The sequence below is a fragment of the Pseudomonas fluorescens genome, from assembly GCF_001623525.1.
In the GTDB taxonomy this organism is placed as follows: Bacteria; Pseudomonadota; Gammaproteobacteria; order Pseudomonadales; family Pseudomonadaceae; genus Aquipseudomonas; species Aquipseudomonas fluorescens_Q.
In genome coordinates this window covers 6175336-6200830 of record NZ_CP015225.1, presented here as the reverse complement: position 1 = coordinate 6200830, position 25495 = coordinate 6175336, and the positions used below count along the sequence as shown (strand labels likewise).

Sequence of the window (25495 nt, the reverse complement as noted above, 5' to 3'; positions counted from 1 at the left end):
AAATCCATACTGGACTTTTATGTACAAATCGTCAATTGGGGAAACAGGGGAAAGTGATGGGAGGCTGCCGGCCTCATCGCGAGCAAGCTCGCGCCCACAAAGGACCTGTGTACAACGAAGATCCAGTGTTGGAGCGAGCTTGCTCGCGATGGCGGGCTCGTGGCTTGCGAAAAAAAGACGGGGGGGTTTACTGCTTCCAGCGATCCGCTGCCGCATGATCACTGTCCCGCCCTTCAACCCAGCGCGGGCCGTCGACAGTGTTTTCCTTCTTCCAGAACGGTGCTCGGGTCTTGAGGTAGTCCATGACAAAGGCGCAGGCGTCGAATGCCGCCTGGCGATGGGCACTGGCGGCCCCGACGAAGACGATCGGCTCGCCCGGTTCCAGGGCGCCGATACGGTGCAGCACCTCCAGCTTGAGCAACGGCCAGCGCTGCTCGGCCTCGCTGGCGATCTTGCCCAGGGCTTTTTCGGTCATGCCTGGATAATGCTCCAGGAACATCCCGGACACATCGAGGCCGTCATTGAAGTCGCGCACGTAGCCGACAAAACTCACCACCGCCCCCACGCCGACATTGGCCGCGTGCATCGCGTTGACTTCGCCCCCTGCGTCGAACGGTGCGACCTGCACACGAATCGCCATGGTTCAGCCTCCGGTCACGGTGGGGAAAAACGCCACTTCGTCGCCGTCCGCCAGCGGTTCGTCGAGCTGGCACAGGTCTTCATTGCGCGCGCACATCAGGTTTTGTTCCTTCAGCACCTCGGCCCCGTCACGCTGGGCAAGCAGCACGCGCACATCGTCGACCGTGGCGAAATCGCCTTCCACCTTTACCGAGTCCACACCCAGCGCTTCACGGTAACGGGCAAAGAACTTCACGTTGATTTTCATGACGCATCCGCCTGGAAATGGCCGCTCTTGCCGCCGAGTTTTTCCAGTACCCGCACGCCTTCGATGGTCATGCCGCGGTCGACGGCCTTGCACATGTCGTAGATGGTCAGTGCAGCGACGCTGGCGGCGGTGAGGGCCTCCATTTCCACGCCGGTCTGCCCTGACAGTTTGCAACGGGCGACGATGCGTACCTGGTCCTCGCCTTCGGCCGTGAGCTCGACCTTGACGCTGGTGAGCAACAGCGGGTGGCAGAGCGGAATCAGGTCACTGGTTTTCTTGGCCGCCTGGATGCCGGCAATGCGTGCGACGGCGAACACATCGCCTTTGGGGTGACCGCCGCTGACGATCATCTGCAGCGTGTCGGGCAACATGCGCACAAAGGCTTCGGCCGTGGCTTCACGGAACGTCACGGCCTTGTCGGTCACGTCGACCATGTTGGCGCGACCTTGGGAATCGAGATGAGTCAGCACAGGGTTACTCCTGATCGGGAGTGTCGATTGTAAACCCGTAAGTCAGAAACCGGCAGGGTCGATTGTCGCACCCCACTTGGGTCTTGGAGTCGAAAGTCAGCGCTACCACAGTTTTTTTTGTACAGCATAAAAACCGGGCGGCTAGAAGGCCGCCCGGTTTGGCTGGGGTTACAGGTGGGATTCGGCGTATTCGGCCAGGATCGAGCGCGGTACGCCCTGCAGGGTGATGTGGACCCCGTTGGGGAAGTCCTTGAAGCGTTCCGTCAGGTAGGTCAGCCCGGAGCTGGTCGCGGACAGATAAGGAGTATCGATCTGCGCCAGGTTACCCAGGCACACCACTTTGGAACCGGCACCGGCACGGGTGATGATGGTTTTCATCTGGTGCGGGGTCAGGTTCTGGCATTCGTCGATCAGGATCAGGCTCTGCTGGAAGCTGCGGCCTCGAATGTAGTTGAGGGATTTGAACTGCAACGGCACTTTGCTGAGGATGTAGTCGACGCTGCCATGGGTGCTTTCGTCATCCATGTGCAAGGCTTCGAGGTTGTCGGTGATGGCGCCGAGCCAAGGTTCCATTTTTTCCGCTTCGGTACCGGGCAGGAAGCCGATTTCCTGGTCCAGGCCCTGCACGCTGCGGGTGGCGATGATGCGCCGGTAGCGTTTGCTGACCATGGTCTGCTCGATGGCAGCGGCCAGGGCCAGGATGGTCTTGCCGGAACCGGCGGCGCCGGACAGGTTGACCAGGTGGATATCCGGGTCGAGCAAGGCGAACAGCGCCAGGCTCTGGTAGATGTCACGGGGCTTGAGGCCCCAGGCTTCCTGGTGCAGCAAAGGCTCTTGGTGCAGGTCGAGGATCAGCAGCTTGTCGACCTGGATTTCCTTGATCCAGCCGACGAAGCCTTGTTCGTCGATGATGAACTCGTTGATGTGCACGGCCGGCAGGTTGTCGATCAGTTGCACCTGGTGCCAGGTGCGGCCGTGGTCCTGGCGGGTCTCGACCTTGCTCACACGGTCCCAGAAGGAGCCGGTCATGGTGTGGTAGCCATTGGGCAACAGCGAGACGTCGTCGACCAACTGGTCGGTGCTGTAGTCCTCCGCCGCAATCCCGCAGGCGCGGGCCTTGAGGCGCATGTTGATGTCTTTGGTCACCAGCACCACGGCCTGGTCCTTGGTGCGCGCGTGCAGGTCGATCAACTGGTTGATGATGATGTTGTCGTTCAGGTGTTCTGGCAGCACCAGGTTGGGTTCGGTGCGCTTGCTCATCAGGATCGAAAGCAGGCCCTTGGGACCACTTTTACCACGCTGGATCGGCACGCCGAGCTCAACGTCCTCCGGAGAGGCGTCACCCAGGGTCTTGTCGATCAGGCGGATCGCCTGCCGGCATTCGGCCGCAACGCTGTGGTGTCCGCTCTTGAGTTTGTCCAACTCCTCAAGCACGGTCATCGGGATGGCAACGTGGTGTTCTTCGAAGTTCAGCAGGGCGTTTGGATCGTGGATCAATACGTTGGTATCGAGTACATAGAGGATTGGCTGGTTGGAGGAAGGGCTACGTCCGTGGTCATCCATACTCGGTCACCTATGTGGGGGCCATTCGACGCAATACCGTGACAGTGCTGCGCCTCGAGGTAGCCACCGAATTCACCCGCGACGATTCAGGTGAACTGCACACAATCTGGGTCTTGGAAGACGCCACCTGTGTTGCAGGTTTCGGCGGTCTGTCTTCTTGATACTCCAAAAACCATGACAGGAAAAAGCACTTTGACGCTTTTTTGAAGTTTATTTTTCAGAGTGACGAATAACCCTTGGCGTACCACCATTGCGCCGTTAAAGTCGGAAGTCCGGTTGTCATGAATATGCGCCGATTTTTCCTCTTCGCCCAATGTTTCCGGGCCTTTTCAGGTTTCAGCGAAACGCTTCCTGGCAGTCCGCCCAACCGATCCCGCTTTGTGCCGTCTGCGTCATCAACCAGGGCATCGCCGTTTTCACCCCATCCTGCTTGGCATTGAAATTGATCACCCCGTGGCGCCACAGCAGCATCAGGGTCAGCACACGCTGGGCACTTTGCTCAGGCTTGAGTCGATTGTTGCTGTCCTGGGGATCGATGTCCCACAGCGCCACTTGCAAGCCCTGCTGCTCAAAGAACGCTTGTGCATCGCCACGACGCTGGCCCTGGGGCGGACGAAACAGCGGCACATAATTTTCGGGCAGCTTGCCCTTGACCAGCTCGACACTGCGCCGGACCGAGTCTTGCCAGTCCTGCCAATAACTGTGGGAGCGGAACTCCCAGCCCTGCACGCCCACGCATTGTCTCGAATACAACGCCTGGAGATTGTTGACCGAGCCCTCTTGCAGCCGCGCCTGGATGTCCTTGCCCAGCACGAAGAAGGTGCCATTGATGTTCGCCTTGCGCAGGTATTCGGTTAGCCACGCAGTGTTGTCCGGCACCACGTTGGCGGCGCTGTCGAAGGTCAGCAGGAACAGGCGGTCGTTCATGTCTTCGCCGTTGCGTTCGTAATCGCCGAAACGTTCGATTTCGCTGCTGGTTTGCGGAAAAAGCGCGGCTTTACGCAGCAGTTCGTCGCGGTATTGGGTATGAAAGATCTGGCTCGGCGCGGCCCACTTGATGTAGTAGGAATCGTCATCCAGATGAAACCTGCGCGCTTCTTCGCGCAGGGTCGCCATGTCCTCGACCAGGTAACAGAAGGAAGCGTCCTGATCGCAACTGCGTTGGGCAAAGTTGTAGCTGGCCAACAACCGCTGCCACAGCCGGGCGCGAAGCGCATCGATCGCAACCATGTTGACCGAGCGCAGCCCCAAGTACTGCTTGAGTGCGATCTCGTCCATGGCATCGACGTCCAGCAGGACCCGGGCGAACATCAGGATCTCGGCCCGCGAGGCCACGTCGAACAGCGTCGGGCTGGTGAGTTGTTCCGGCCAGGTGCTGCGGTCCAGGGTCGCGACATCATTGGGCGCAGGCGCGGCAATGGCACCCAGGCTCAACAGCCAGGCCGATAACACAAGAGCGATACGCAAAAGGGATGTCTCCATAACGAAACCCGCGCGGCATCATAGCCGATCCTGGTGCAATACCTGCCGGCGAACGCCTCATGGCAAAGCGGCTTCTGCGGTTGGAGGATTTTGTGGTGGAAGTGCTTTTTGTGGCGAGGGAGCTTGCTCCCGCTGGGCTGCGAAGCGGCCCCCAAAATTTTGCGGTCGCTGCGCAACCGAGCGGGAGCAAGCTCCCTCGCCACAAAAGCATCACCACCGATCACCTATCACCCCAATAGCTGGAGTCCACCCGGACAACCCCCTAGAATCGCCGCACCCTCAAGGAGACGATTTCATGCTGATGGTGATTTCCCCCGCCAAGACCCTCGATTACGAAACACCGCCGGCCACCGAGCGTTTTACCCAGCCACAGTACCTGGATCATTCCCAGGAACTGATCGAGCAACTGCGCGAACTCTCCCCGGCACAGATCAGCGAGCTGATGCATGTCTCCGACAAGATCGGCGGCCTCAATGCCGCGCGATTCGGCAGTTGGACACCGGCGTTCACTCCGGCCAATGCCAAGCAGGCGCTGCTGGCCTTCAAGGGCGACGTGTATACGGGCCTCGATGCGCAAAGCTTTGGTGACGCCGACTTCGACTACGCCCAGCAACACCTGCGCATGCTCTCTGGCCTCTATGGCCTGCTGCGGCCACTGGACCTGATGCAACCCTATCGCCTGGAAATGGGCACGAAGCTGGCCAATGCCCGGGGCAAGGACCTTTATGCTTTCTGGGGCACACGCATCAGCGAATGGCTGAACGAAGCCCTCGCCGACCAGGGCGACGACGTTCTGCTGAACCTGGCTTCCAATGAATACTTCTCGGCGGTCAAGCGCAGCGCACTGAAAGCGCGCGTCATCGATACCGAATTCCGCGACCTGAAAAATGGCCAGTACAAAATCATCAGCTTCTACGCCAAGAAAGCCCGGGGCCTGATGAGTCGTTTCGTGATTCAGGAACGGATCAACGACCCTGCGGCACTCAGCCAATTCGATGTACAGGGCTACCGCTTCAACGCCCAACAGTCGAGCAGGGACAAATTGGTTTTCCTGCGCGATCACGCCCCCGAATAAGGCATGACCCTATACCGCCCCCTGATCGGGGGCTTCGATCATCTGCCTATTTGTCATCTTAGTTCATCGCCCACCTCGCCAGTTTCATGGCGCCAATAAATCGCCCCACCCCTGCGCTAACTTTTCTTTCACTCGACACTCGTCAGTTTTTTGCGTAGTGGCACCGATTTTTTTCATCGGTAGTGGCACAAAACTATCTACCCCTCCTAACTCCCCATTAATAAAGGGCAAAACGGCAAGTGCCATCATATTGAGGCCAGTGCCATCTTCGATAATATTTCGAAAAATTTCGAAAATCGCGATGAGCGGATCGGAACTATGTCAAATTGCATGGCTCATACCATCCGTAACGATTCTCGGCGAGCGTGTACGAGATAACTTACAAAGGACGTCGAACGGATTAACCAAGTTGTCACGACAACTTAGCGAAACGGTCGTCTAATTGGATCCACCCTTAAAGGATGGGAGATAAAGCACCATTACTATCCCCTACAAGGCCAAGGCTGCGCCCCTATAACGTGCTCACCCGAGCACACAAACTTTTGATTTTGTGGGCTTTTTGCCAGGGATCGGAAGTGAAGGACCTTTGCACGAGCGTCCCCGATAACGAGGACTGGCTGCATAACAGGGCAGGTCATAACAACTAGGCCACATTGCGCACAACTTGAGTGCATTTATTTAGACACTCGGAACTTAGTATGCCTGCACACGGCATTGTGGCGCCTGCATTCCACACTTCCGAGTGCACTATGACCGCTGAACACTATTAACTCCGGCCATTTAATGGCGTGAAAAACAGAGGGAAATGCGATGCGCATTAGCATATTTGGTTTGGGTTACGTCGGTGCAGTATGTGCCGGTTGCCTGTCTGCACGGGGCCATGATGTAGTTGGCGTAGATGTCGCCAAAGACAAAATCGACATGATCAACGCTGGCAAATCGCCAATCGTTGAACCTGGTCTTGGTGAGCTATTGGCGCAAGGCATTCAAACTGGTCGACTGCGCGGCACGACCAACTTCGCCGAAGCGATTCGCGATACTGACCTGTCGATGATCTGCGTCGGTACACCGAGCAAAAAGAACGGCGACCTGGAACTGAACTACATCGAAGCGGTGTGCCGCGAGATTGGTTTTGTCCTGCGTGACAAGACCACCCGCCACACTATCGTAGTTCGCAGCACCGTATTGCCGGGCACAGTGGCAAACGTTGTGATCCCAATCCTGGAAGACTGCTCCGGCAAGAAAGCCGGCGTCGATTTCGGTGTCGCGGTCAACCCTGAATTCCTGCGTGAAAGCACCGCGATCAAGGACTACGACCAGCCGCCGATGACCGTTATCGGTGAGTTCGACACCGCCTCCGGTGACGTTCTGCAGTCGCTGTACGAAGAGCTCGATGCGCCGATCATCCGCAAGGACATCGCCGTCGCCGAGATGATCAAGTACACCTGCAACGTGTGGCACGCCACCAAGGTGACCTTCGCCAACGAGATCGGCAACATCGCCAAGGCCGTCGGCGTCGATGGCCGTGAAGTGATGGATGTGGTCTGCCAGGACAAGACCCTGAACCTGTCCCAGTACTACATGCGCCCAGGCTTCGCCTTCGGCGGCTCCTGCCTGCCCAAGGACGTTCGCGCCCTGACCTACCGCGCCGGTTCCCTGGACGTGGAAGCGCCGCTGCTCAACTCGCTGATGCGCAGCAACGAATCCCAGGTGCAGAACGCCTTCGACATCGTTTCCAGCCACGACAAGCGCAAAGTCGCCCTGCTGGGCCTGAGCTTCAAGGCCGGTACCGACGACCTGCGCGAAAGCCCACTGGTAGAACTGGCGGAAATGCTGATCGGCAAGGGCTTCGACCTGAAGATCTACGACAGCAACGTCGAATACGCCCGCGTCCACGGTGCGAACAAGGATTACATCGAGTCGAAGATCCCTCACGTCTCGTCCTTGCTCAACTCCGACTTCGACTCGGTGATCGACAGCTCCGACATCATCATCCTGGGCAACCGCGACGAGAAGTTCCGCGCGCTGACCGAGAACGTACCGGAAGGCAAGCAGGTCATCGACCTGGTCGGCTTCATGTCCAAGGCCACCAACCCGAGTGGCCGGACCGAAGGCATCTGCTGGTAAGTCTGTTTGCCGGCCGGGGCATGCTCCGGCCGGCCTTTCGCCTGCCTTAACCCATCGGGCCGCCCACAAGGCCCGCCCGAGATAGAGACGGATGCAGATTATGCACAGGCTAAAGCACGGCCTGCTTCAGGCCGCCGGTTGGCTGTTTTACTTGAGTTTATTGATGGGCATCGCCATGGCGCTGCCCACGTCCACGTTCGACTCCGAATCCAAGGACTTCATCTTCCTGATCGGCGCCGTGGGCATCTGGCGTTACTCCATGGGAGCAACGCATTTCGTGCGCGGCATGATCTTCCTGTACATCGTCTACCCGCACCTGCGCCGCAAGGTACGCAAGCTGGGCAAGGCGGCGGATCCGTCCCATGTGTACCTGATGGTCACCAGCTTCCGGATCGATGCGCTGACCACCGCCCAGGTGTACGGCTCGGTGATTCGCGAGGCCATCGAATGCGGGCTGCCCACCACCGTGGTCTGCTCCATCGTGGAAATGTCCGACGAACTGCTGGTCAAGAGCCTCTGGGCCCGCATGAACCCGCCAGCGCGGGTCAAGCTGGACTTCGTGCGTATCCCTGGCACCGGCAAGCGCGACGGCCTGGCCTACGGTTTCCGCGCCATCTCCCGCCACTTGCCGGATGACCGCGCCGTCGTAGCGGTGATCGATGGCGACACCGTGCTCGCCGAAGGCGTCGTGCGCAAGACCGTGCCGTGGTTCCAGCTGTTCGGCAACGTCGGCGGCCTGACCACCAACGAGTTCTGCGAAGTGCGCGGCGGCTACATCATGAGCGAATGGCACAAGCTGCGTTTCGCCCAGCGGCACATCAACATGTGTTCCATGGCCTTGTCCAAGCGCGTGCTGACCATGACCGGCCGCATGTCGGTGTTCCGCGCCACCGTGGTCACCAACCCGGACTTCATCGCCGACGTGGAAAGCGACTCGCTGCAACACTGGCGCCTGGGTCGCTTCAAGTTCCTGACCGGCGATGACAAGTCGAGCTGGTTCAGCCTGATGCGCCTGGGCTACGACACGTTCTATGTGCCCGATGCGGCGATCAACACCGTTGAACACCCGCCGGAGAAGAGCTTCATCAAGGCCAGCCGCAAATTGATGTTCCGCTGGTACGGCAACAACCTGCGGCAGAACTCCCGGGCACTGGGCCTGGGTCTGCGCCGCCTGGGCCTGTTCACCTCGGTGGTGCTGCTCGACCAGCGTGTGTCGATGTGGACGTCGCTGCTGGGCCTGACCGTGGCACTGATCGCCAGCTTCAAGTACGGCACCGCGTTCATCCTGGTGTACCTGCTGTGGATCGGCATCACCCGGTTGCTGCTGACCCTGTTGCTGTCGTGCTCCGGACACAAGATCGGCCCTGCCTACCCGGCGATTCTTTATTACAACCAGATCGTCGGTGCCCTGGTGAAGATCTATGTGTTCTTCCGCCTCGACCAGCAGTCCTGGACCCGCCAGCCCACCTCACTGACCCGTGATCTCGCCAGCTTTCAACGTTGGTTCAACACTTGGTCGTCTCGGACCATGACCTTCTCCGCCGGCAGCATCTTTGTCGCCGTGCTGCTGACGATGGTCTGACCGGACTTGAATGAATTAACTAGGAAATCGCCCCTATGAACACCGCCGTGAATGTCAACGTAGTGCATGAATCCGAAGCCCAGCGCCAACACGCCCGGGTCAAAATCCCGGCCAAGCTGCGCTTCTTCGGCCCTGACCGTACGCCGATGGAAGTCAAGGTCCTGGACTTGTCCGCCGGCGGCCTGAGCTTCAACGCCGGCCAGATGCCCCTCAAGACCGGGGAGTCCTACAAAGGTCGCCTGCAGTTCGTCATCGACAACCTTGGCCTGGCCATGGACGTGGAGTTGCAGATCCGTTCCTACGACCGCCAGACCGGCCGCACCGGTTGCCAGTTCCAGAACCTGGAGCCGCGGGACATCTCGACACTGCGTCACATCATCACCTCGCACCTGGCCGGCGACATCGTCGGTGTCGGTGACGTGCTGGCTACCCTGCAGCGCGACAACTTCACCAAGGCCCGCAAGCAGAAAGACGAAAACGGCGGCATGAGTGCCATGGGTCGCCTACGCGCCGTGACCTTCAGCCTGGGGGTCTTCGCCGTTGGCCTGGCGGCGTTCGGTTTCATCTTCAAGTCGGTGTACGGCATGTACTTTGTCAGCCACGCCCAGGCCGGCCTGGTGAACGTGCCGGGCATGGCCATTACCATGCCGCGCGACGGCACCGTGCAGAGCCTGGTCAAGGCCGACGGCGTGGCTGCCAAAGGCGCCCCGCTGGCGACCTTCAGCACCAGCATGCTCGACGTGCTCAAAGGTCACCTGGACGACAACCAGTTGCAGCCGGCCAAGGTCGAGGAGCTGTTCGGCAAGCAAATGACTGGCACCCTGACGTCGCCGTGCGACTGCATCGTGTCCCAGCAACTGGTCGCCAACGGCCAGTACGCCAGCAAGGGTGACGTGATCTTCCAACTGGTCCCACGGGGCACCGAAGCCAACGTCGAAGCCCGTTTCTCCTATCGCCAGTTCGGCGACGTGCGCCCAGGTACGCCAGTCAACTTCCAGGTCGCCGGCGAAGACACCACCCGTACCGGCAAGATCGTCAGCAGCACCAGCCTGAAAAGTGCCGACCTGTCCTCCGATATCCGTGTGCTGATCCAACCTGACGAACCCCTGGACAGCTCGCTGGCCGGCCGGCCGGTAGAAGTCACCAGCGACCGTGGTCCGAACCTGAACTGGCTGATCGACAAAGCCATGGCCGTCGGTATTTAAGTCGAGGATATGCCCGTGACCATTATAAAAATCCTGAACACCCCACAGGCTCTGTGGGAGCGAGCTTGCTCGCGAAAGGATCAACGCGGTCAGGATGCTATGCCGCAAACTCGTTCCCACATGGGAACACTGTGTGCCCTGGCACTGGCCGTCAGCCTGGCCGGTTGTGCCGGCCTGCCCGACCAGCGCCTGGCCAACGAAGCCCTCAAGCGCGGCGACACGGCGCTGGCGCAGCAGAACTATCAGCAACTGGCAGACCTGGGCTACAGCGAAGCCCAGGTCGGCCTGGCCGATATCCAGGTGGACAGCCGCGACCCCGAGCAGATGAGAAAAGCCGAGGCGACTTACCGCGCCGCCGCCGATATCTCGCCACGGGCCCAGGCTCGCCTGGGTCGCCTGCTGGTGGCCAAGCCCGGTTCCACTGAAGCGGAAAAACACGAAGCCGAAGGCCTGTTGAAGAAAGCCTTCGCCAACGGGGAAGGCAACACCCTGATCCCGCTGGCGATGCTGTACCTGCAATATCCCCACAGCTTCCCGAACGTCAACGCCCAGCAGCAGATCAGCCAATGGCGCAGCGCCGGCTACCCGGAAGCGGGCCTGGCGCAGATTCTGCTCTACCGCACCCAGGGCACCTACGACCAGCACCTGGATGAAGTCGAGAAGGTCTGCAAGGCCGCGCTGGCGACCACGGACATCTGCTACGTCGAACTCGCCACGGTCTATCAGAAACGCGGCCAGCCGGAACAGCAGGCCGCATTGCTCAAGCAGATGCAGGACGGTCACGCCCGTGGCGTCGTATCCGCCCAGCGCGTGGACAGCGTCGCCCGTGTCCTGGCCGACGCCAGCCTGGGCAAGACCGATGAAAAGACCGCCCAGTCGTTGCTCGAAGGCATCGCCCCTGGCTACCCCGCTGCCTGGGTCAGCCTGGCGCAACTGCTCTACGACTTCCCGGAACTGGGTGACGTCGACAAGATGATGCAATACCTGGAAAACGGCCGCGCCGCCGACCAGCCTCGTGCCGAGCTGTTGCTGGGCAAGCTGTACTACGAAGGCAAGTGGGTTCCGGCCGATGCCAAGGCCGCCGAGGCGCATTTCCAGAACGCCGTTGGCCGCGAAGTGGCTGCCGATTACTACCTCGGCCAGATCTATCGCCGCGGTTACCTGGGCCAGGTGTACTCGCAAAAAGCCCTGGACCACCTGCTCAAGGCCGCCCGCAACGGCCAGAACAGCGCCGACTTCGCCATTGCCCAGCTGTTCTCCCAGGGCAAGGGCACCAAGCCCAACCCGGTCAACGCGTATGTGTTCAGCCAGTTGGCCAAGGCGCAGAACACCCCGCAAGCCATCGAGCTTGCCCAAACCCTCGAAGCACAATTACCGCCGCAGCAACTTGCACAAGCCCAACGCCTGCTACAACAAGAGCAGGCCATTCGCGGCGCAATGAGCCCCGATACGCTGGAACTGCAAGCCCTAAAAGAAGATGACGGCGAGGAACCTCTATGAAGCTTTTGAAGCTCAACCCTTTTGTGCAGGCTGGTATTGGCCTGTCGTTTGCCCTGCTGTGGTCCTGTCCGACCCTGGCGGCACTGACCGATAGCAAGAATTTCGGCCTGGAAGTGAAGATCACCGGGCAGTCCGAAGATGACCGTGATCTCGGCACCCAGAGCGGTGGCGACGTCAACGGTGTCGGCCTGGACCTGCGTCCATGGGTCTACGGTGAAAGTGAAAGCGGCGCCTGGAGCGCCTACGCCATGGCCCAGGCCGTGACGTCCAGCGACATCATCGAGACCGACACCCTGCAACAGTCCGATGGCAGCACCCAGCAAACCGACAGCGGTGACCGCGAAGCCAAGAAAAGCTACCTGGCCATGCGCGAGTTCTGGATTGGCTACCGTGGCTTGACCCCCTACCCGGGCGAGCAGTTGAAGTTCGGTCGCCAGCGCCTGCGCAACGACGACGGCCAATGGCGCGACACCAACATCGAAGCCCTGAACTGGACCTTCGACACCACCTTGCTGCGGGCCAACCTCGGCGTGGCCGAACGGTTCAGCGAATACCGCACCGACCTCAAGGAATTGTCCCCCAAGGACAAGGACCGCATGCACGTCTACGGCGACGTGGGTTACCAGTGGATGCCAGGCCAATGGGCCGGTATCCGTGCCCACCACTCCCATGACAACGGCAGCCTCGACTACCCGACCCCGGGCGAGCCCACCGATACCCTGGACAAGACCGAGAACGGTGACTTGACCTGGCTCGGCCTGGAAGCCAACAGCGACGCCTACAACTGGCGCAACACCAACACCGTCAACTACTGGGCGAGCCTCACGGGCATGACCGGTGACCGCGACACCGTCAACCCGCTCAATGCCGACGGCACCCGCCCGACAGAAGCCAAGCACAGCGATGATGTGGACGGCTGGGCCACTGACCTGGGTATCCGCCTGCGCCTTGACCCGCAATGGCAAGTCGGTGCGGCCTATGCTCGCGCCAGCGAGGACTACGAACAGAACGGCCTGCAAAGCAACCGTTCGAACTTCACCGGCACCCGTTCGCGCGTCCACCGCTTCGGCGAAGCATTCCGTGGCGAAATGGCCAACACCCAGAGCGCCAGCCTGTTCGGTTCCTGGCAACTGCGTGACGAATACGACGCCAGCCTTGTGTATCACAAGTTCTGGCGCGTGGACGGCAACAAGCCAGTGGGCAGCAACGGTATCAATGCCGTGGAAAACAACACCGACGACGTGACCGGCGCAATCCTGTCCACCTCGACCCTGCCGCTGCGTGATGGCGACAAGGACCTGGGCCAGGAAGTCGATCTGGTCGTCACCAAGTACTTCAAGCAAGGCCTGCTGCCGGCCGCGCTGAGTCAGTCAATTGATGAGCCGTCGGCGCTGGTGCGCTTTCGTGGCGGCGTGTTCAAGCCAGGCGACGCCTACGGCAAAGAGGTCGATTCGTACATGCATCGCGCCTTTGTCGACGTGATCTGGCGCTTCTGATGCGAATGGCCATGGGAGTGCCCGAAATGAACCGCTACCTCAGGAACAGCCAGGCGATGAAAGGTTCGATCAGCCTGTTGGTCGCAGCGATGCTGCTGGCCGGCTCGCCGGCGTTCGCCAACGTTGAACCGGTGGTCAAGCCGGGCAACGTGGCCAAGGAACTGCAACGAGCCAAGACCTATACCGTCAGCAGCGCGCCGACCGCACCGCTGGAACTGGCCAAGCCGACCTTGCCCGACCTCAAAGGCTATACCGCCGAAGCGGTCGCGGCCAAGATCGTGCGCACCAAGCCCGGCAAGGTCAGCGTGCGCCGGATGATGCAGGAAAACGCCTTGAAGGACTTCATCGGCGGCGACAACAAGATGGCCGAGTGGGTCGTGCGTCAGCACGGTATCCCACAGGCCATCTTCCTCGACGATGGCTACATGAACCTCAAGGACCTGGCCAAGAAACAGCCCAAGTACCTCATCGAAACTTCGCCAGGTGTCTACCTGGCGAAGATTCCGATCGTGGTCGGCCAGAAAGGCATCCTGGAAATCGACAAACAGACCCAGGAACTGCGCCTGTCCCAAGAGGGCGGCTCATTCCTGGTCAACGATGGCCAGATGTTCATCCGCGACACCAAGGTCACCGGCTGGCGCGAAAAGGACAACGGCCCTGCCACGTTCCGCTCGCCCAAGGAGTTCCGTCCATTCCTGCTGGCCTGGGGTGGCACCGAGACCTACATCGTCAACACCAAGATGGCCAGTTTCGGCTACGCCAACAGTAAGTCGTACGGGGTGAGTATTTCCCAGTACACGCCGAACATGGCCAAGGTCCTCAAGCGCCCGGAACCGACCGGCTGGATCATCGGTTCCGAGTTCTCGGACATGTGGTACGGCTTCTACTGCTACGAGACCCGCGACTTCGTGGTCAAGGGCAACACCTACAAAGACAACATCGTCTACGGCATCGACCCCCACGACCGTTCCCATCGGCTGATCATTGCCGACAACACCGTCTACGGGACCAAGAAGAAGCACGGGATCATTATTTCCCGTGAGGTCAACGACAGCTTCATTTTCAACAATCGCAGCTACGACAACAAACTCTCGGGCCTGGTGATCGACCGTAACAGCGTCAACAACCTGATCGCCTACAACGAGATCTACAAGAACCACACAGACGGCATCACGCTTTACGAGAGTGGTGACAACCTGCTGTGGGGCAACAAAGTGATCAGCAACCGCCGCCACGGCATCCGGGTTCGTAACAGCGTGAACATTCGCCTCTACGAAAACGTATCCATGGCCAACGGCCTGACCGGTCTCTACGGTCACATCAAGGACCTGTCCGACACCGACCGGGACATCAAGCTCGACCCGTTCGACGCCGAGGTCTCGCTGATCGTGGTCGGCGGCGAACTGGCTGCCAACGGCAGCGGTCCGCTGTCCATCGACTCGCCGTTGAGCGTCGAGCTGTACCGCGTGTCCATGCTCGCGCCGACCAAATCCAGCGGCATCAGCTTCACGGGAATCCTTGGCGAGCGCCAGGATGAAATTCTCGACCTGCTGGTGCGCCAGCAGAAAGCCGTGCTGATCGACCCTGTCGAACGCCAGACCGAAATGCGGGACTGAGGATGACCTTTATGAACCCACAGATGATCAAACTCCTGGGCCTGTCTGCCCTGACTGCCGGCATTCTCGCCGCTGCAAGCGGCGCCCGCGCCGATGAAATCAAGGCCCCGAGCTTCACTGCCGAGCCCTGCTGCAACCTGTGCCCGGCGGCCCATGATGCGAAGAACTACACCACGCGCTACCAGCAGAACTTCACCACGCTGGTACAAGCCCAGGGTGACTGGCTGTTCCGGACCCAGGAAGACCTGCGTACCGAATTCAACACCACCCCGGCCGGCTACAAGCGCCTGCAGCAGTTGCACGATGCGTTCAAGGCAAAAGGCGTCGAGTTGGTGCTCGTCTACCAGCCGACCCGGGGCCTGGTGAACCGCAACAAGCTCAACCCACAGGAAAAGGCCGCTTTCGACTATGAGAAAGCCCTGACCAACTACAAATCCATGCTCGGGCGTTTCGCCCAGATGGGTTACGTGGTGCCGGACCTGTCGCCGCTGACCAACGAAAACCTGCCCGAAACCCTGCCGGCCCACGATTTCTATTTCCGTGGCGACCAACACTGGACACCTTACGGCGCCCAGCGCACCGCCAAGATCGTCGCCGAGAAGGTCAAGCAGCTCCCGGCCTTCGCCGACATCCCCAAGCGTGAGTTCGAGACCAAGAAGTCCGGCCGCATGGGCAAGACCGGCACCCTGCACAACATGGCCGGGCAGCTGTGCGGCACCAGCTATGCGATCCAGTACATGGACCAGTTCACCACCGAGCCCAAGGGCGAGGCGGGTGACGGCGATCTGTTCGGCGATTCCGGGAACCCGCAGATCACCCTGGTGGGCACCAGTCACAGCGGCAAGAACTACAACTTCGCCGGCTTCCTTGAAGAAGCCATCGGCGCCGACATCCTCAACGTAGCCTTCCCCGGCGGCGGTTTCGAGGGCGCGATGATCCAGTACCTGGGCAGCGAAGAGTTCCAGAAGAGCCCGCCGAAAATCCTCATCTGGGAATTCTCGCCGCTGTATCGCCTGGACCAGGAAACCATCTATCGCCAGATGATGGCGCTGCTGGATAACAACGGTTGCGAAGGCAAGCCGGCATTGATGAGCAGCAAGACCGCGCTCAAGCCGGGCAAGAACGAATTGATGGTCAATAGCAAGAACATGGATCTGCGTAACGGCAGCCACCAGGTCGACATCCGCTTCGCCGACACCTCGGTGAAAACCTTGCAAGCCACCCTCTGGTACATGAATGGGCGCCACGAGGATATCAAGATCGAAAAACCGGATACCTCCGAAACCGACGGACGTTTCGCCTTCCAGCTGCGCACCGACGAGGACTGGGCTTCGCAAAACCTTCTGGCTGTCGAAGTCCAGGGACCCGAAGCCGGTAAAGAGCCGCAGCAGATCGAAGCGAAAATCTGTAAACGCAACGTATCTCCGCAAGCCGAACAAACGGCTCAAATCGGACAATGAGGTCTCGTCTCATGACCAGTACCACGCGCACCCGAACGTTGAAAACGCTGCTGGCGCCCTCCCTGCTGACCCTGGCAATGTTCGCCGGGGCCACGCAGGCCGCGGCCCCGCTGCGCCCGCCACAGGGTTACTTCGCACCGATCGAAAAGGTCAAGGCCGGCGAAGCGGCCCAAGGCTGCGACGCCACGCCGACGCCCTACACTGGCTCCCTGCAATTTCGCAGCAAGTACGAGGGCTCCGACAAGGCCCGTGCGACCCTGAACGTGCAGTCGGAAAAAGCCTTCCGCGACAGCACCGCCGACATCACCAAGATCGAGCGTGGCGTCAGCAAACAAGTGATGCAATTCATGCGTGACGGCCGTCCCGAACAATTGGAATGCACCCTCAACTGGCTGACCGCGTGGGCCCAGGCCGATGCGCTGATGTCCAAGGACTTCAACCACACTGGCAAGTCCATGCGCAAATGGGCATTGGGCAGCATGGCTTCGGCCTATGTGCGCCTGAAGTTCTCCGAGTCCCGCCCACTGGCCAATCACCCGGAGCAGGCGCAACTGATCGAGAGCTGGTTCAGCCGGATGGCCGACCAGGTGGTCAGCGACTGGGACAACCTGCCGCTGGACAAGACCAACAACCACTCCTACTGGGCCGCCTGGTCGGTGATGGCCACCTCCGTGGCAACCAACCGCCGCGACCTGTTCGATTGGGCCGTCAAGGAATACAAGGTCGGCGTCAACCAGATCGATGCCGACGGTTTCCTGCCCAACGAACTCAAGCGCAAGCAACGCGCCCTGTCCTACCACAACTATGCCCTGCCGCCGTTGGCGATGATCGCCAGTTTCGCCCAGGTCAATGGCGTGGACCTGCGCCAGGAAAACAACGGCGCCCTCAAGCGACTGGGTGACCGGGTGCTGGCCGGGGTGGAAGACCCGGACATCTTCGAAGAGAAGAACGGCGACAAACAGGACATGAAGGACCTGAAGGTCGATTCGAAATTCGCCTGGCTCGAACCGTTCTGCAGCCTCTACACCTGCAGCGAGGATGTGCTGGAACGCAAGCATGAGATGCAACCGTTCAAGACCTTCCGCCTAGGCGGTGACTTGACCCGGGTGTACGACCCTTCGCGGGAGAAAGGTGAAAAAGGAAGCTGATTCACAACACATTTCCTGTGGCGAGGGAGCTTGCTCCCGCTGGGGTGCGTAGCGCCCCCAAGCCTGACGATGCGACTGCTTCGCAGCCGAGCGGGAGCAAGCTCCCTCGCCACAGGTAAGTGTCGGAAATGTAATCAACCACCCGGTTTTCATGGGGGGTTTGGGGGGCTCTGGCCCTTGACTGTTGATTCAACATGGAGAGATCGGGATGGTATTTTCATCCAATGTGTTCCTGTTTCTGTTCTTGCCGATCTTTCTCGGCTTGTACTACTTGAGCGGGCAACGCTATCGCAACCTGCTGCTGCTGATCGCCAGCTACGTGTTCTATGCCTGGTGGCGGGTGGACTTCCTGGCGCTGTTCGCCGGCGTCACCTTGTGGAACTACTGGATCGGCCTGAAAGTCGGTGCCGCCGGTGTGCGGACCAAACCGGCCCAACGCTGGCTGTTGCTCGGCGTGGGCGTGGATTTGGCCATCCTTGGCTACTTCAAGTACGCCAACTTCGGCGTGGACAGCCTCAACGCAATCATCACCAGCTTTGGCCTCAACCCGTTCATCCTGACCCATGTGCTGTTGCCGATCGGGATCTCGTTCTACATCTTCGAGTCCATCAGCTACATCATCGACGTCTATCGCGGTGACACGCCGGCGACCCGCAACCTGATCGACTTCGCAGCGTTCGTGGCGATTTTCCCGCACCTGATCGCCGGCCCTGTGTTGCGTTTCCGCGACCTGGCCGACCAGTTCAACAACCGTACCCACACGCTGGACAAGTTCTCCGAAGGCTGCACCCGCTTCATGCAGGGCTTCATCAAGAAAGTGTTCATCGCCGACACCCTGGCGGTGGTGGCCGACCATTGCTTCGCCTTGCAGAACCCGACCACGGGCGATGCCTGGCTCGGCGCCCTGGCCTATACCGCGCAGCTGTACTTCGACTTCTCCGGCTACAGCGACATGGCCATCGGCCTGGGCCTGATGATGGGTTTCCGTTTCATGGAAAACTTCAAGCAGCCCTACATCAGCCAGTCGATCACCGAGTTCTGGCGCCGCTGGCACATCAGCCTGTCCACCTGGCTGCGCGACTACCTCTACATCACCCTGGGCGGTAACCGCAAAGGCACGCTGATGACCTATCGCAACCTGTTCCTGACCATGCTGCTCGGTGGTCTTTGGCACGGCGCGAACATCACCTACGTGATCTGGGGTGCCTGGCACGGCATGTGGCTGGCCATCGAGAAAGCGGTGGGCATCAACACCACGCCACGCAGCATCAACCCGATCCGCTGGGCGCTGACCTTCCTGCTGGTGGTGATGGGCTGGGTGATCTTCCGGGCCGAGAACCTGCACGTGGCCGGTCGCATGTACGCTGCCATGTTCAGCTTCGGCGACTGGTCGCTGTCGGAACTGACCCGCGCCAACCTCACCGGCCTGCAGATCGCCACGCTGGTGGTGGCCTACATCACCCTCGCCTTCTTCGGCCTGCGGGACTTCTACACCAACCGTCCGCCGGTCAAGACCAAGCCTGAGGTCAATACCGAGGCCAACGGCCCGGCCACCGCACAACCGGGGATGATCAAGGCCGTACCGGGTGACAACCCATCGACGATCCATGAGCCGGGCTACACCGTGGGTGTCGAAGCCCAGGTGCAACCGGCCTACTGGACCGTGGACTGGTCGCGCTACGTGATGCGCGCCCTGGTGCTGCTGCTGTTCATCGCTTCGATTCTCAAACTCTCGGCGCAAAGCTTCTCGCCGTTCCTTTACTTCCAGTTCTGAGGGATCTGAACATGACCCGCTCATTACGCATCTTTTACATCGCACTGTTCATGCTGATCCTGACAGCACTGGGCCTGTGGTCGATGCGCAGTTTCTTCGGCTTCAGCACCAACCCCGACGCCACCGTGCTCAACGGGCGCTGGGCCAAGGCCGTGGAAACGCACTACGACGACGAGTTCCCGATCAAGCGCCTGGGCACCAACATCTGGGCTGCGCTGGACTACAAGCTGTTCAACGAAGGCCGCAAGGGCGTGGTCCTGGGCCGTGACCAGTGGCTGTACAGCGACGAAGAGTTCAACCCGATCGTCAACGAAGAGCTGAACCTGCAAGGCAACTACGCGCTGGTCGAAGGCGTGCGCCAGAAGCTCAAGGAACAAGGCATCACCCTGGTCATGGCGATCCTGCCGGCCAAGGCGCGGCTGTACCCCGAGCACCTGGGTGACGTGAAGCCATCGAGCATTCACGCCAATCTCTACCAGGATTTCCATGCTCGCGTGGCGGCCGACAAGATCCTCGCGCCTGACCTGCTCGGCCCGCTGCAACAGGCCAAGCAAGGCGGCCAGCAAGTGTTCCTGCGCACCGACACCCACTGGACCCCGGAAGGTGCCCAGGTCGCTGCCGAGAACCTGGCCAAGGCCATCGCGGAAAAGGCGCCGCTCAATGGCGAACCACAGCGCTTCGTCACTGAGCCTGCGGAAAAAATCACCCACAAGGGTGACCTGCGCCAGTTCCTGCCCCTGGACCCGCTGTTCGAAAACCTGATGCCCGCCCAGGAGCCGCTGGTCAAGCGCAACACCCGCGAAGCCGACGACCAGCCAGCCGGCGACGACGCGCTGTTCGCCGACGCCCAGGTGCCCGTGGCCCTGATCGGCACCAGCTACAGCGCCAACCCCAACTGGAACTTCGTCGGTGCACTCAAGCAAGCCCTGCACAGCGACGTCGTCAACTACGCCGAGGACGGCCATGGCCCGATCCTGCCGATGCTCAGCTACCTCAAGAGTGATGCCTTCAAGAACAGCCCGCCACAGGTGCTGATCTGGGAGTTCCCTGAACGTTATCTGCCCGTGAACAACGAAATCGGCGACGCCGACCCACAGTGGGTCGCAGAGCTCAAGCAAGCCGGCGCGCGCCAACAGAACGTAGCCGCCAACACCCCATCCGAGACGCCCGACCGGGCGCAAAACTGAAAGAGAGGTCCATCATGACTTTCAACACTACTCCTCGCCGTCTCGCTGCTCGCTCCTTCAAGGCCGTTGCCCTCGTCGCCAGCATGAGCGCCCTTTCCCTGTCCGCCTTTGCCGGTGACTCGGCCCTGTACGGTCCGGTCGCGCCAAAAGGCTCGAGCTTCGTACGTATCTACAACGCCAGCAACGCCGAAGTCAGCGCCACCGTCGGCAGCACCAACGTCAACGACGTGGCCCCACTGGCCAGCAGCGACTTCAGCTTCATGCCTGGCGGTGACTACAGCGCCAAGGTCGGCAGCCAGACCGTCCCGGTCAAACTGGCCCCCGATCACTACTACACCCTGGTCAACAACGCCACCGGCCAGCCTCAGCTGATCGAAGAACCGCCGTTCAAGAACAAGCAGAAGTCCCTGGTCCGCGTGCAGAACCTCACCGACAAGGCCCTGACCCTCAAGACCGCCGATGGCAAGACCGAAGTGGTGCCGAACGTCGCGGCCAAGGGCCGTGGCGAGCGTGAAATCAACCCGGTGAAAGTGACCCTGGCACTGTTCGAAGGCGACAAGAAAGTCGGCGACCTCAAGCCTGTGGCCCTGGAGCGCGGCGAAGCGGCTGTGCTGTACGTCACAGGCTCAGGCAGCAGCCTGTCGCCAGTGTGGGTGAAACGCCCGGTGTCGACACGATAAGAGCAGCGGCGAGCTTCTAGCTTCAAGCGGCAAGCTTTTACTTGCAGCTTGAAGCTTGAAGCTCGCCACTGCCGCAGGAACAACAACAAGAGAGTGAAACGACAGAACGCAGTAGCTCTAACAACCATTTCGCTTCAAGGAGTAACAAACATGATTCCGGTGATCTTGTCAGGTGGTAGTGGCTCACGTCTTTGGCCGCTTTCGCGCAAGCAATTCCCTAAACAGTTCCTGGCCCTGACCGGTGAACACACCCTGTTCCAGCAGACCCTCGAGCGCCTGGTGTTCGAAGGCATGGACACGCCGATCGTGGTCTGCAACAAAGACCACCGCTTCATCGTCAACGAACAGTTGAGCAACCGTAAGCTTGAAGCCCAGCGCATCCTGATGGAACCGTTCGGGCGTAACACCGCACCGGCCGTGGCGCTGACCGCGATGATGCTGGTCAACGAAGGTCGCGACGAGCTGATGCTGGTGCTGCCGGCCGACCACGTGATCGAAGACCAGAAGGCCCTGCAACGCGCCCTGGCCCTCGCTACCGTGGCTGCCGAGCGTGGCGAGATGGTGCTGTTCGGCATTCCGCCAACCAAGCCGGAAACCGGCTATGGCTACATCAAGTCGACCAACGATGCGCTGCTGCCTGAAGGTGTGAGCCGGGTTTCGCACTTCGTCGAAAAACCCGACGCCAAGCGCGCCACCGAGTTCCTGGAGGCCGGCGGTTATTTCTGGAACAGCGGCATGTTCCTGTTCCGCGCCAGCCGCTTCCTCGAAGAGCTGAAAAAACACGATCCGGACATCTACGACACCTGCCTGCTGACCCTGGAGCGCAGTGAGCAGACGGCCGACACCATTACCTTCGACGAAGCCACCTTCGCCTGCTGCCCGGACAACTCCATCGACTACGCCGTGATGGAAAAAACCCAGCGCGCCTGCGTGGTTCCCCTGGCCGCCGGCTGGAGTGATGTCGGTTGCTGGGCGTCGCTGTGGGAAGTCAACGAAAAGGACACCAACGGCAACGTCACCAAGGGCGATGTGGTGATCCAGGACAGCCGCAACTGCATGATCCACGGCAACGGCAAGCTGGTGTCGGTGATCGGCCTGGAAAACATCGTGGTGGTCGAAACCAAGGACGCCATGATGATTGCCCACAAGGACAAGGTCCAAGGCGTCAAGCAGATGGTCAACACCCTCAACGCCCAGGGCCGCACCGAGACCCAGAACCACTGCGAGGTCTATCGTCCGTGGGGTTCCTATGACTCGGTGGACATGGGCGGTCGCTTCCAGGTCAAGCACATCTCGGTCAAGCCGGGCGCGTGCCTGTCCCTGCAGATGCACCACCACCGTGCCGAACACTGGATCGTGGTCAGCGGCACCGCCGAAGTGACCTGCGACGAGAACGTGTTCCTGCTCTGCGAAAACCAGTCGACCTACATCCCGATCGCGTCGGTCCACCGCCTGCGCAACCCGGGCAAGATCCCACTGGAAATCATCGAAGTGCAGTCCGGCAGCTACCTGGGCGAAGACGACATCGAGCGTTTCGAAGACATCTACGGTCGCTCTACCCCGATCGAACGTGGCGTCTCGGTGAAGACCATCGCACAGTAACCAGCAACAACGATCAGTTGTACAAGAAGCCCCCATCCAGCCCACTGCGTCCCTATCCGCAGTGAGTTGGGTGGGGGCTTTTTTTTGCAGTCGGTGATGGCCAGGCATCATTGCTTCAACATTGCCCGCCCCCTTCGGTAGGATGTGCCTACGGTAACGGAGGCTTCCACCATGCTTATCGGCGTCTTGCTGGTCATCACCTGGCTCATCCTGCTGTTGCGCTACCCGGCCAAGGCCTTGCCGGTCTCCCTGGCGGCGTTCATCGGTCTCGGGCTGGTCGCTGCGTGGGTGCTCTGGCAGGAAAACCGCGAGACCCGGCAATTGGAGCGCCTGGAAATGCGCATAACCTATACCCCCGGACAATGCCCCGCCGACCGTCCGCTGTCGCTGAACTTGAAGAACACCAATGACGTGCCGCTGATCGAACTGCGCTGGCAGGTCGCGGCCTATGCGCCTGGCGACACCATCAACCTGGCCGACACCCCCTACGACGCACCGCGCTACCGGGGCCCCGGCCAATTGCAGGCCGGCGCTGACTGGCAAGACTGCCTGCCCCTGCCCCCCCTGCGTCCGGGTTATCGCCCGCAGACCCTGGAGTTTCGCGCCGAGCGATTGCACGGCAGCTTTTCCAACTGATTGCTCTCCCCTCCACTTTTTGCACAAGGAATGCGCCATGCCTGTTGCGCTGATTACCGGATGTTCCAGCGGCATTGGCCGCGCCCTCGCCGACGCCTTCAAGACTGCGGGTTATCAAGTCTGGGCCACGGCGCGCAAGGTTGAAGACGTAGCGACGCTCAGCGCTGCCGGGTTCACCGCGGTGCAACTGGACGTCAACGACGGCCAGGCCCTGGAACAACTCAACGAACGGATCAACCAGCAGCATGGAGGCCTGGATGTGCTGGTCAACAATGCCGGCTACGGCGCCATGGGCCCTCTCCTGGACGGTGGCGTGCCGGCCATGCAGCGTCAGTTCGAAACCAACGTGTTCGCCATCGTCGGGGTCACCCGCGCGCTGTTCCCGGTGTTGCGTCGGGCCAAGGGGCTGGTGGTGAACATCGGCAGCGTTTCCGGGGTGCTGGTCACGCCGTTTGCCGGGGCCTACTGCGCCTCGAAGGCCGCGGTGCATGCCTTGAGCGATGCCTTGCGCATGGAACTGGCGCCGTTCGGCATCCGCGTGATGGAGGTCCAACCCGGCGCCATCGCCTCCAGCTTCGCCAAGAATGCCGGCCACGAAGCCGAACAGCTGATCAGCGAACAATCGCCCTGGTGGCCCCTGCGCGACAGCATCCGCGCCCGGGCCAAGGCGTCCCAGGACAACCCAACCCCGGCCAGCGAGTTCGCCGCCGGGCTGCTCAAGGCCGTGCAACAACCCAAGCCACCCCGCTTGCTGCGCCTGGGCAATGGCAGCCGGGCATTGCCGTTGATGGCGACCTGGCTGCCCAAGGGGTTGCTGGAGAAGGGGTTGATGAGGCGGTTTGGGTTGGGTGGATCGTTGTAAGGGATGGAGGGATAACAGGCTTAAACCTTTGTCCCGAGGACATGGTTAACACCTGTGGCGAGGGGATTTATCCCCGCTGGGCTGCGAAGCAGCCCCAAACCAGGCAACACGGTGTACGAGTCGAAACCGCATCAGTCAGATGACGACTGCTGCGCAGCCGAACGGGGATAAATCCCCTCGCCACAGGGATTTGGGTGCACATGGAACTCATGCCCACAGCTTCCACAGGAATGGGTGACGACAAGCCTTTTTGTCCCCCTGCCAGCGTCGCCTCAGCGCTCGGTTTGTGGCTCGACCACCACCGTGCAAGTCATCCCCGCCGCCAGCAACACCCCGTCGGGTACTTCATCGAGATGAATGCGCACCGGCACCCGCTGGGCCAGGCGAACCCAGTTGAAGGTCGGGTTCACGTCGGCGATCAGTTCGCGGCTTTCGGGGTTGTCCCGATCGTAGATGCCGCGGGAGATGCTTTCCACATGCCCCTTGAGCATCTCACCGCTCATCAACTGCAACTGCGCTGAATCGCCGACCCGCACCTTGGGCAACTTGGTCTCTTCGAAGAAGCCATAGACCCAGAACGAATTCATGTCCACCACGGCCATCTTCGCCTCGCCAATGCGGGCGTAGTCGCCACGGTGCACATTGAGGTTGGTGACGTAGCCGTCCACCGCCGCGCGGACTTCGGTGCGCGACAGGTTCAGCTCGGCGGCTTCCAATTGCGCCTGGGCCTGCTGGTAATCGGCCAGGGCCGAGTCGGCGATATTGCTGGCGTCGTCGCGGTTTTCCCGGGAGATCACCAGGCTGTCCAGGTCGGCACGCCGATGGGCGTTGACCTTGCGCATCTCCCAAGTGGCTTTGCGCGACGCCACCAGGGAGCGCGCCTGCTTCACGGCGATGCGGTAATGCTCAGGATCGATGCGCATCAACAGGTCGCCCTTTTTTACCGATTGGTTGTCGCGCACCGGCACTTCGACCACCTCGCCACTGACATCGGCGGCCACATTGATGATGTCGGCCCGAATCCGCCCATCGCGGGTCCAGGGTTCGTTCATGTAATGGACCCATAACGTGCGGCCGATCCACAGCGCCAGGGCCAGAACCAACAGCGTCGCCAGCAGGCTGAAAAACTTTCTCATCGCATCGA

General features: G+C 60.7%; 22 protein-coding genes. 15 read left to right on the top strand and 7 right to left on the bottom strand.

All coding sequences use genetic code 11. The features are described 5' to 3' along the window. Window positions 1-187: 187 nt before the first annotated feature. From moaE to TK06_RS26905, 6 genes are all read right to left on the bottom strand, one after another. Entirely contained in the window at window positions 188-640 is a 453-nt protein-coding gene (gene moaE / locus TK06_RS26925) for a molybdopterin synthase catalytic subunit MoaE (protein ID WP_063324513.1), read from the bottom strand. A gap of 3 nt (window positions 641-643) precedes the next feature. After that, window positions 644-886: a molybdopterin converting factor subunit 1 gene (gene moaD / locus TK06_RS26920; protein ID WP_053189805.1), complete on the bottom strand. Its 243-nt coding sequence runs from the start codon at window positions 884-886 to the stop codon at window positions 644-646. After that, window positions 883-1356, bottom strand: coding sequence for a cyclic pyranopterin monophosphate synthase MoaC (gene moaC / locus TK06_RS26915; protein ID WP_063324512.1), 474 nt, complete (start codon window positions 1354-1356; stop codon window positions 883-885). The genes moaD and moaC overlap by 4 nt, the downstream gene beginning before the upstream one ends. Window positions 1357-1524: 168 nt before the next feature. Further along, a complete protein-coding gene (locus tag TK06_RS26910) occupies window positions 1525-2919 on the bottom strand; it encodes a PhoH family protein (RefSeq protein ID WP_063324511.1) in 1395 nt (464 codons plus the stop codon). 86 nt (window positions 2920-3005) lie between these two features. After that, a complete protein-coding gene (locus TK06_RS32605) occupies window positions 3006-3233 on the bottom strand; it encodes a hypothetical protein (protein ID WP_161951745.1) in 228 nt (75 codons plus the stop codon). 22 nt (window positions 3234-3255) lie between these two features. Continuing rightward, window positions 3256-4386, bottom strand: coding sequence for a polysaccharide deacetylase family protein (locus TK06_RS26905; RefSeq protein ID WP_063324510.1), 1131 nt, complete (start codon window positions 4384-4386; stop codon window positions 3256-3258). A 310-nt stretch (window positions 4387-4696) separates the two neighbouring features. On the opposite strand from TK06_RS26905, the gene yaaA reads away from it, so the two are divergent. The 15 genes from yaaA (at window position 4697) to TK06_RS26830 (ending at window position 24351) form a co-directional block, all read left to right on the top strand. Next, on the top strand, window positions 4697-5476 hold the full coding sequence (gene yaaA, locus TK06_RS26900; protein ID WP_014340035.1) for a peroxide stress protein YaaA: 780 nt from the start codon (window positions 4697-4699) through the stop codon (window positions 5474-5476). 810 nt (window positions 5477-6286) lie between these two features. Next, complete coding sequence (locus TK06_RS26895) at window positions 6287-7603, top strand: nucleotide sugar dehydrogenase (RefSeq protein WP_063324509.1); 1317 nt, start codon at window positions 6287-6289, stop codon at window positions 7601-7603. 100 nt (window positions 7604-7703) lie between these two features. Beyond that, window positions 7704-9185 (top strand): mannuronan synthase, encoded by a 1482-nt coding sequence (gene alg8, locus TK06_RS26890; protein WP_371856190.1) that lies wholly within the window; start codon window positions 7704-7706, stop codon window positions 9183-9185. 35 nt (window positions 9186-9220) lie between these two features. Continuing rightward, window positions 9221-10390: an alginate biosynthesis protein Alg44 gene (locus TK06_RS26885; protein WP_063324507.1), complete on the top strand. Its 1170-nt coding sequence runs from the start codon at window positions 9221-9223 to the stop codon at window positions 10388-10390. A 15-nt stretch (window positions 10391-10405) separates the two neighbouring features. After that, on the top strand, window positions 10406-11890 hold the full coding sequence (gene algK, locus TK06_RS26880; RefSeq protein ID WP_086936726.1) for an alginate biosynthesis TPR repeat lipoprotein AlgK: 1485 nt from the start codon (window positions 10406-10408) through the stop codon (window positions 11888-11890). 5 nt (window positions 11891-11895) lie between these two features. Then, entirely contained in the window at window positions 11896-13386 is a 1491-nt protein-coding gene (locus tag TK06_RS26875; protein ID WP_063325227.1) for an alginate export family protein, read from the top strand. A 26-nt stretch (window positions 13387-13412) separates the two neighbouring features. Continuing rightward, entirely contained in the window at window positions 13413-15002 is a 1590-nt protein-coding gene (gene algG / locus TK06_RS26870; RefSeq protein WP_063325226.1) for a mannuronan 5-epimerase AlgG, read from the top strand. Between the two features lie 11 nt (window positions 15003-15013). Beyond that, window positions 15014-16462: an alginate O-acetyltransferase gene (locus TK06_RS26865; RefSeq protein WP_063324505.1), complete on the top strand. Its 1449-nt coding sequence runs from the start codon at window positions 15014-15016 to the stop codon at window positions 16460-16462. 11 nt (window positions 16463-16473) lie between these two features. After that, window positions 16474-17610, top strand: a complete 1137-nt coding sequence (locus TK06_RS26860) for a mannuronate-specific alginate lyase (RefSeq protein WP_063324504.1) — start codon at window positions 16474-16476, stop codon at window positions 17608-17610. A 208-nt stretch (window positions 17611-17818) separates the two neighbouring features. Continuing rightward, window positions 17819-19384 carry an MBOAT family O-acyltransferase gene (locus tag TK06_RS26855; RefSeq protein WP_063324503.1) on the top strand — a complete coding sequence of 522 codons (1566 nt, stop codon included), beginning with the start codon at window positions 17819-17821 and terminating at the stop codon, window positions 19382-19384. 11 nt (window positions 19385-19395) lie between these two features. Next, the gene (locus TK06_RS26850) at window positions 19396-20571 is read left to right on the top strand and encodes an alginate O-acetyltransferase (protein ID WP_063324502.1); all 1176 of its coding nucleotides are present in this window, start codon (window positions 19396-19398) and stop codon (window positions 20569-20571) included. Between the two features lie 14 nt (window positions 20572-20585). Then, a complete protein-coding gene (locus TK06_RS26845) occupies window positions 20586-21251 on the top strand; it encodes an alginate O-acetyltransferase AlgF (protein WP_063324501.1) in 666 nt (221 codons plus the stop codon). A gap of 150 nt (window positions 21252-21401) precedes the next feature. Continuing rightward, on the top strand, window positions 21402-22853 hold the full coding sequence (locus TK06_RS26840) for a mannose-1-phosphate guanylyltransferase/mannose-6-phosphate isomerase (RefSeq protein WP_063324500.1): 1452 nt from the start codon (window positions 21402-21404) through the stop codon (window positions 22851-22853). 171 nt (window positions 22854-23024) lie between these two features. Continuing rightward, window positions 23025-23489, top strand: a complete 465-nt coding sequence (locus TK06_RS26835; protein ID WP_063324499.1) for a hypothetical protein — start codon at window positions 23025-23027, stop codon at window positions 23487-23489. 37 nt (window positions 23490-23526) lie between these two features. Then, on the top strand, window positions 23527-24351 hold the full coding sequence (locus tag TK06_RS26830) for an SDR family oxidoreductase (protein WP_063324498.1): 825 nt from the start codon (window positions 23527-23529) through the stop codon (window positions 24349-24351). 272 nt (window positions 24352-24623) lie between these two features. On the opposite strand, the gene TK06_RS26825 is transcribed toward TK06_RS26830, so the two are convergent. Continuing rightward, window positions 24624-25487, bottom strand: a complete 864-nt coding sequence (locus TK06_RS26825; protein ID WP_063324497.1) for an efflux RND transporter periplasmic adaptor subunit — start codon at window positions 25485-25487, stop codon at window positions 24624-24626. Window positions 25488-25495: the final 8 nt, after the last annotated feature.

Excerpts from the sequence above, each read along its gene's own strand:
- TK06_RS26855 (WP_063324503.1), top strand. The coding sequence starts at position 17,819 with ATGGTATTTTCATCCAATGTGTTCCTGTTTCTGTTCTTGCCGATCTTT.
- TK06_RS26910 (WP_063324511.1), bottom strand. The coding sequence starts at position 2,919 with ATGGATGACCACGGACGTAGCCCTTCCTCCAACCAGCCAATCCTCTAT.
- TK06_RS26860 (WP_063324504.1), top strand. The coding sequence starts at position 16,474 with ATGACCAGTACCACGCGCACCCGAACGTTGAAAACGCTGCTGGCGCCC.
- TK06_RS26865 (WP_063324505.1), top strand. The coding sequence starts at position 15,014 with ATGAACCCACAGATGATCAAACTCCTGGGCCTGTCTGCCCTGACTGCC.
- TK06_RS26845 (WP_063324501.1), top strand. The coding sequence starts at position 20,586 with ATGACTTTCAACACTACTCCTCGCCGTCTCGCTGCTCGCTCCTTCAAG.
- TK06_RS26885 (WP_063324507.1), top strand. The coding sequence starts at position 9,221 with ATGAACACCGCCGTGAATGTCAACGTAGTGCATGAATCCGAAGCCCAG.
- TK06_RS26840 (WP_063324500.1), top strand. The coding sequence starts at position 21,402 with ATGATTCCGGTGATCTTGTCAGGTGGTAGTGGCTCACGTCTTTGGCCG.
- TK06_RS26825 (WP_063324497.1), bottom strand. The coding sequence starts at position 25,487 with ATGAGAAAGTTTTTCAGCCTGCTGGCGACGCTGTTGGTTCTGGCCCTG.
- moaE (WP_063324513.1), bottom strand. The coding sequence starts at position 640 with ATGGCGATTCGTGTGCAGGTCGCACCGTTCGACGCAGGGGGCGAAGTC.
- alg8 (WP_371856190.1), top strand. The coding sequence starts at position 7,704 with ATGCACAGGCTAAAGCACGGCCTGCTTCAGGCCGCCGGTTGGCTGTTT.
- TK06_RS26835 (WP_063324499.1), top strand. The coding sequence starts at position 23,025 with ATGCTTATCGGCGTCTTGCTGGTCATCACCTGGCTCATCCTGCTGTTG.
- algG (WP_063325226.1), top strand. The coding sequence starts at position 13,413 with ATGAACCGCTACCTCAGGAACAGCCAGGCGATGAAAGGTTCGATCAGC.
- moaD (WP_053189805.1), bottom strand. The coding sequence starts at position 886 with ATGAAAATCAACGTGAAGTTCTTTGCCCGTTACCGTGAAGCGCTGGGT.
- TK06_RS26850 (WP_063324502.1), top strand. The coding sequence starts at position 19,396 with ATGACCCGCTCATTACGCATCTTTTACATCGCACTGTTCATGCTGATC.
- TK06_RS26895 (WP_063324509.1), top strand. The coding sequence starts at position 6,287 with ATGCGCATTAGCATATTTGGTTTGGGTTACGTCGGTGCAGTATGTGCC.
- yaaA (WP_014340035.1), top strand. The coding sequence starts at position 4,697 with ATGCTGATGGTGATTTCCCCCGCCAAGACCCTCGATTACGAAACACCG.
- TK06_RS26830 (WP_063324498.1), top strand. The coding sequence starts at position 23,527 with ATGCCTGTTGCGCTGATTACCGGATGTTCCAGCGGCATTGGCCGCGCC.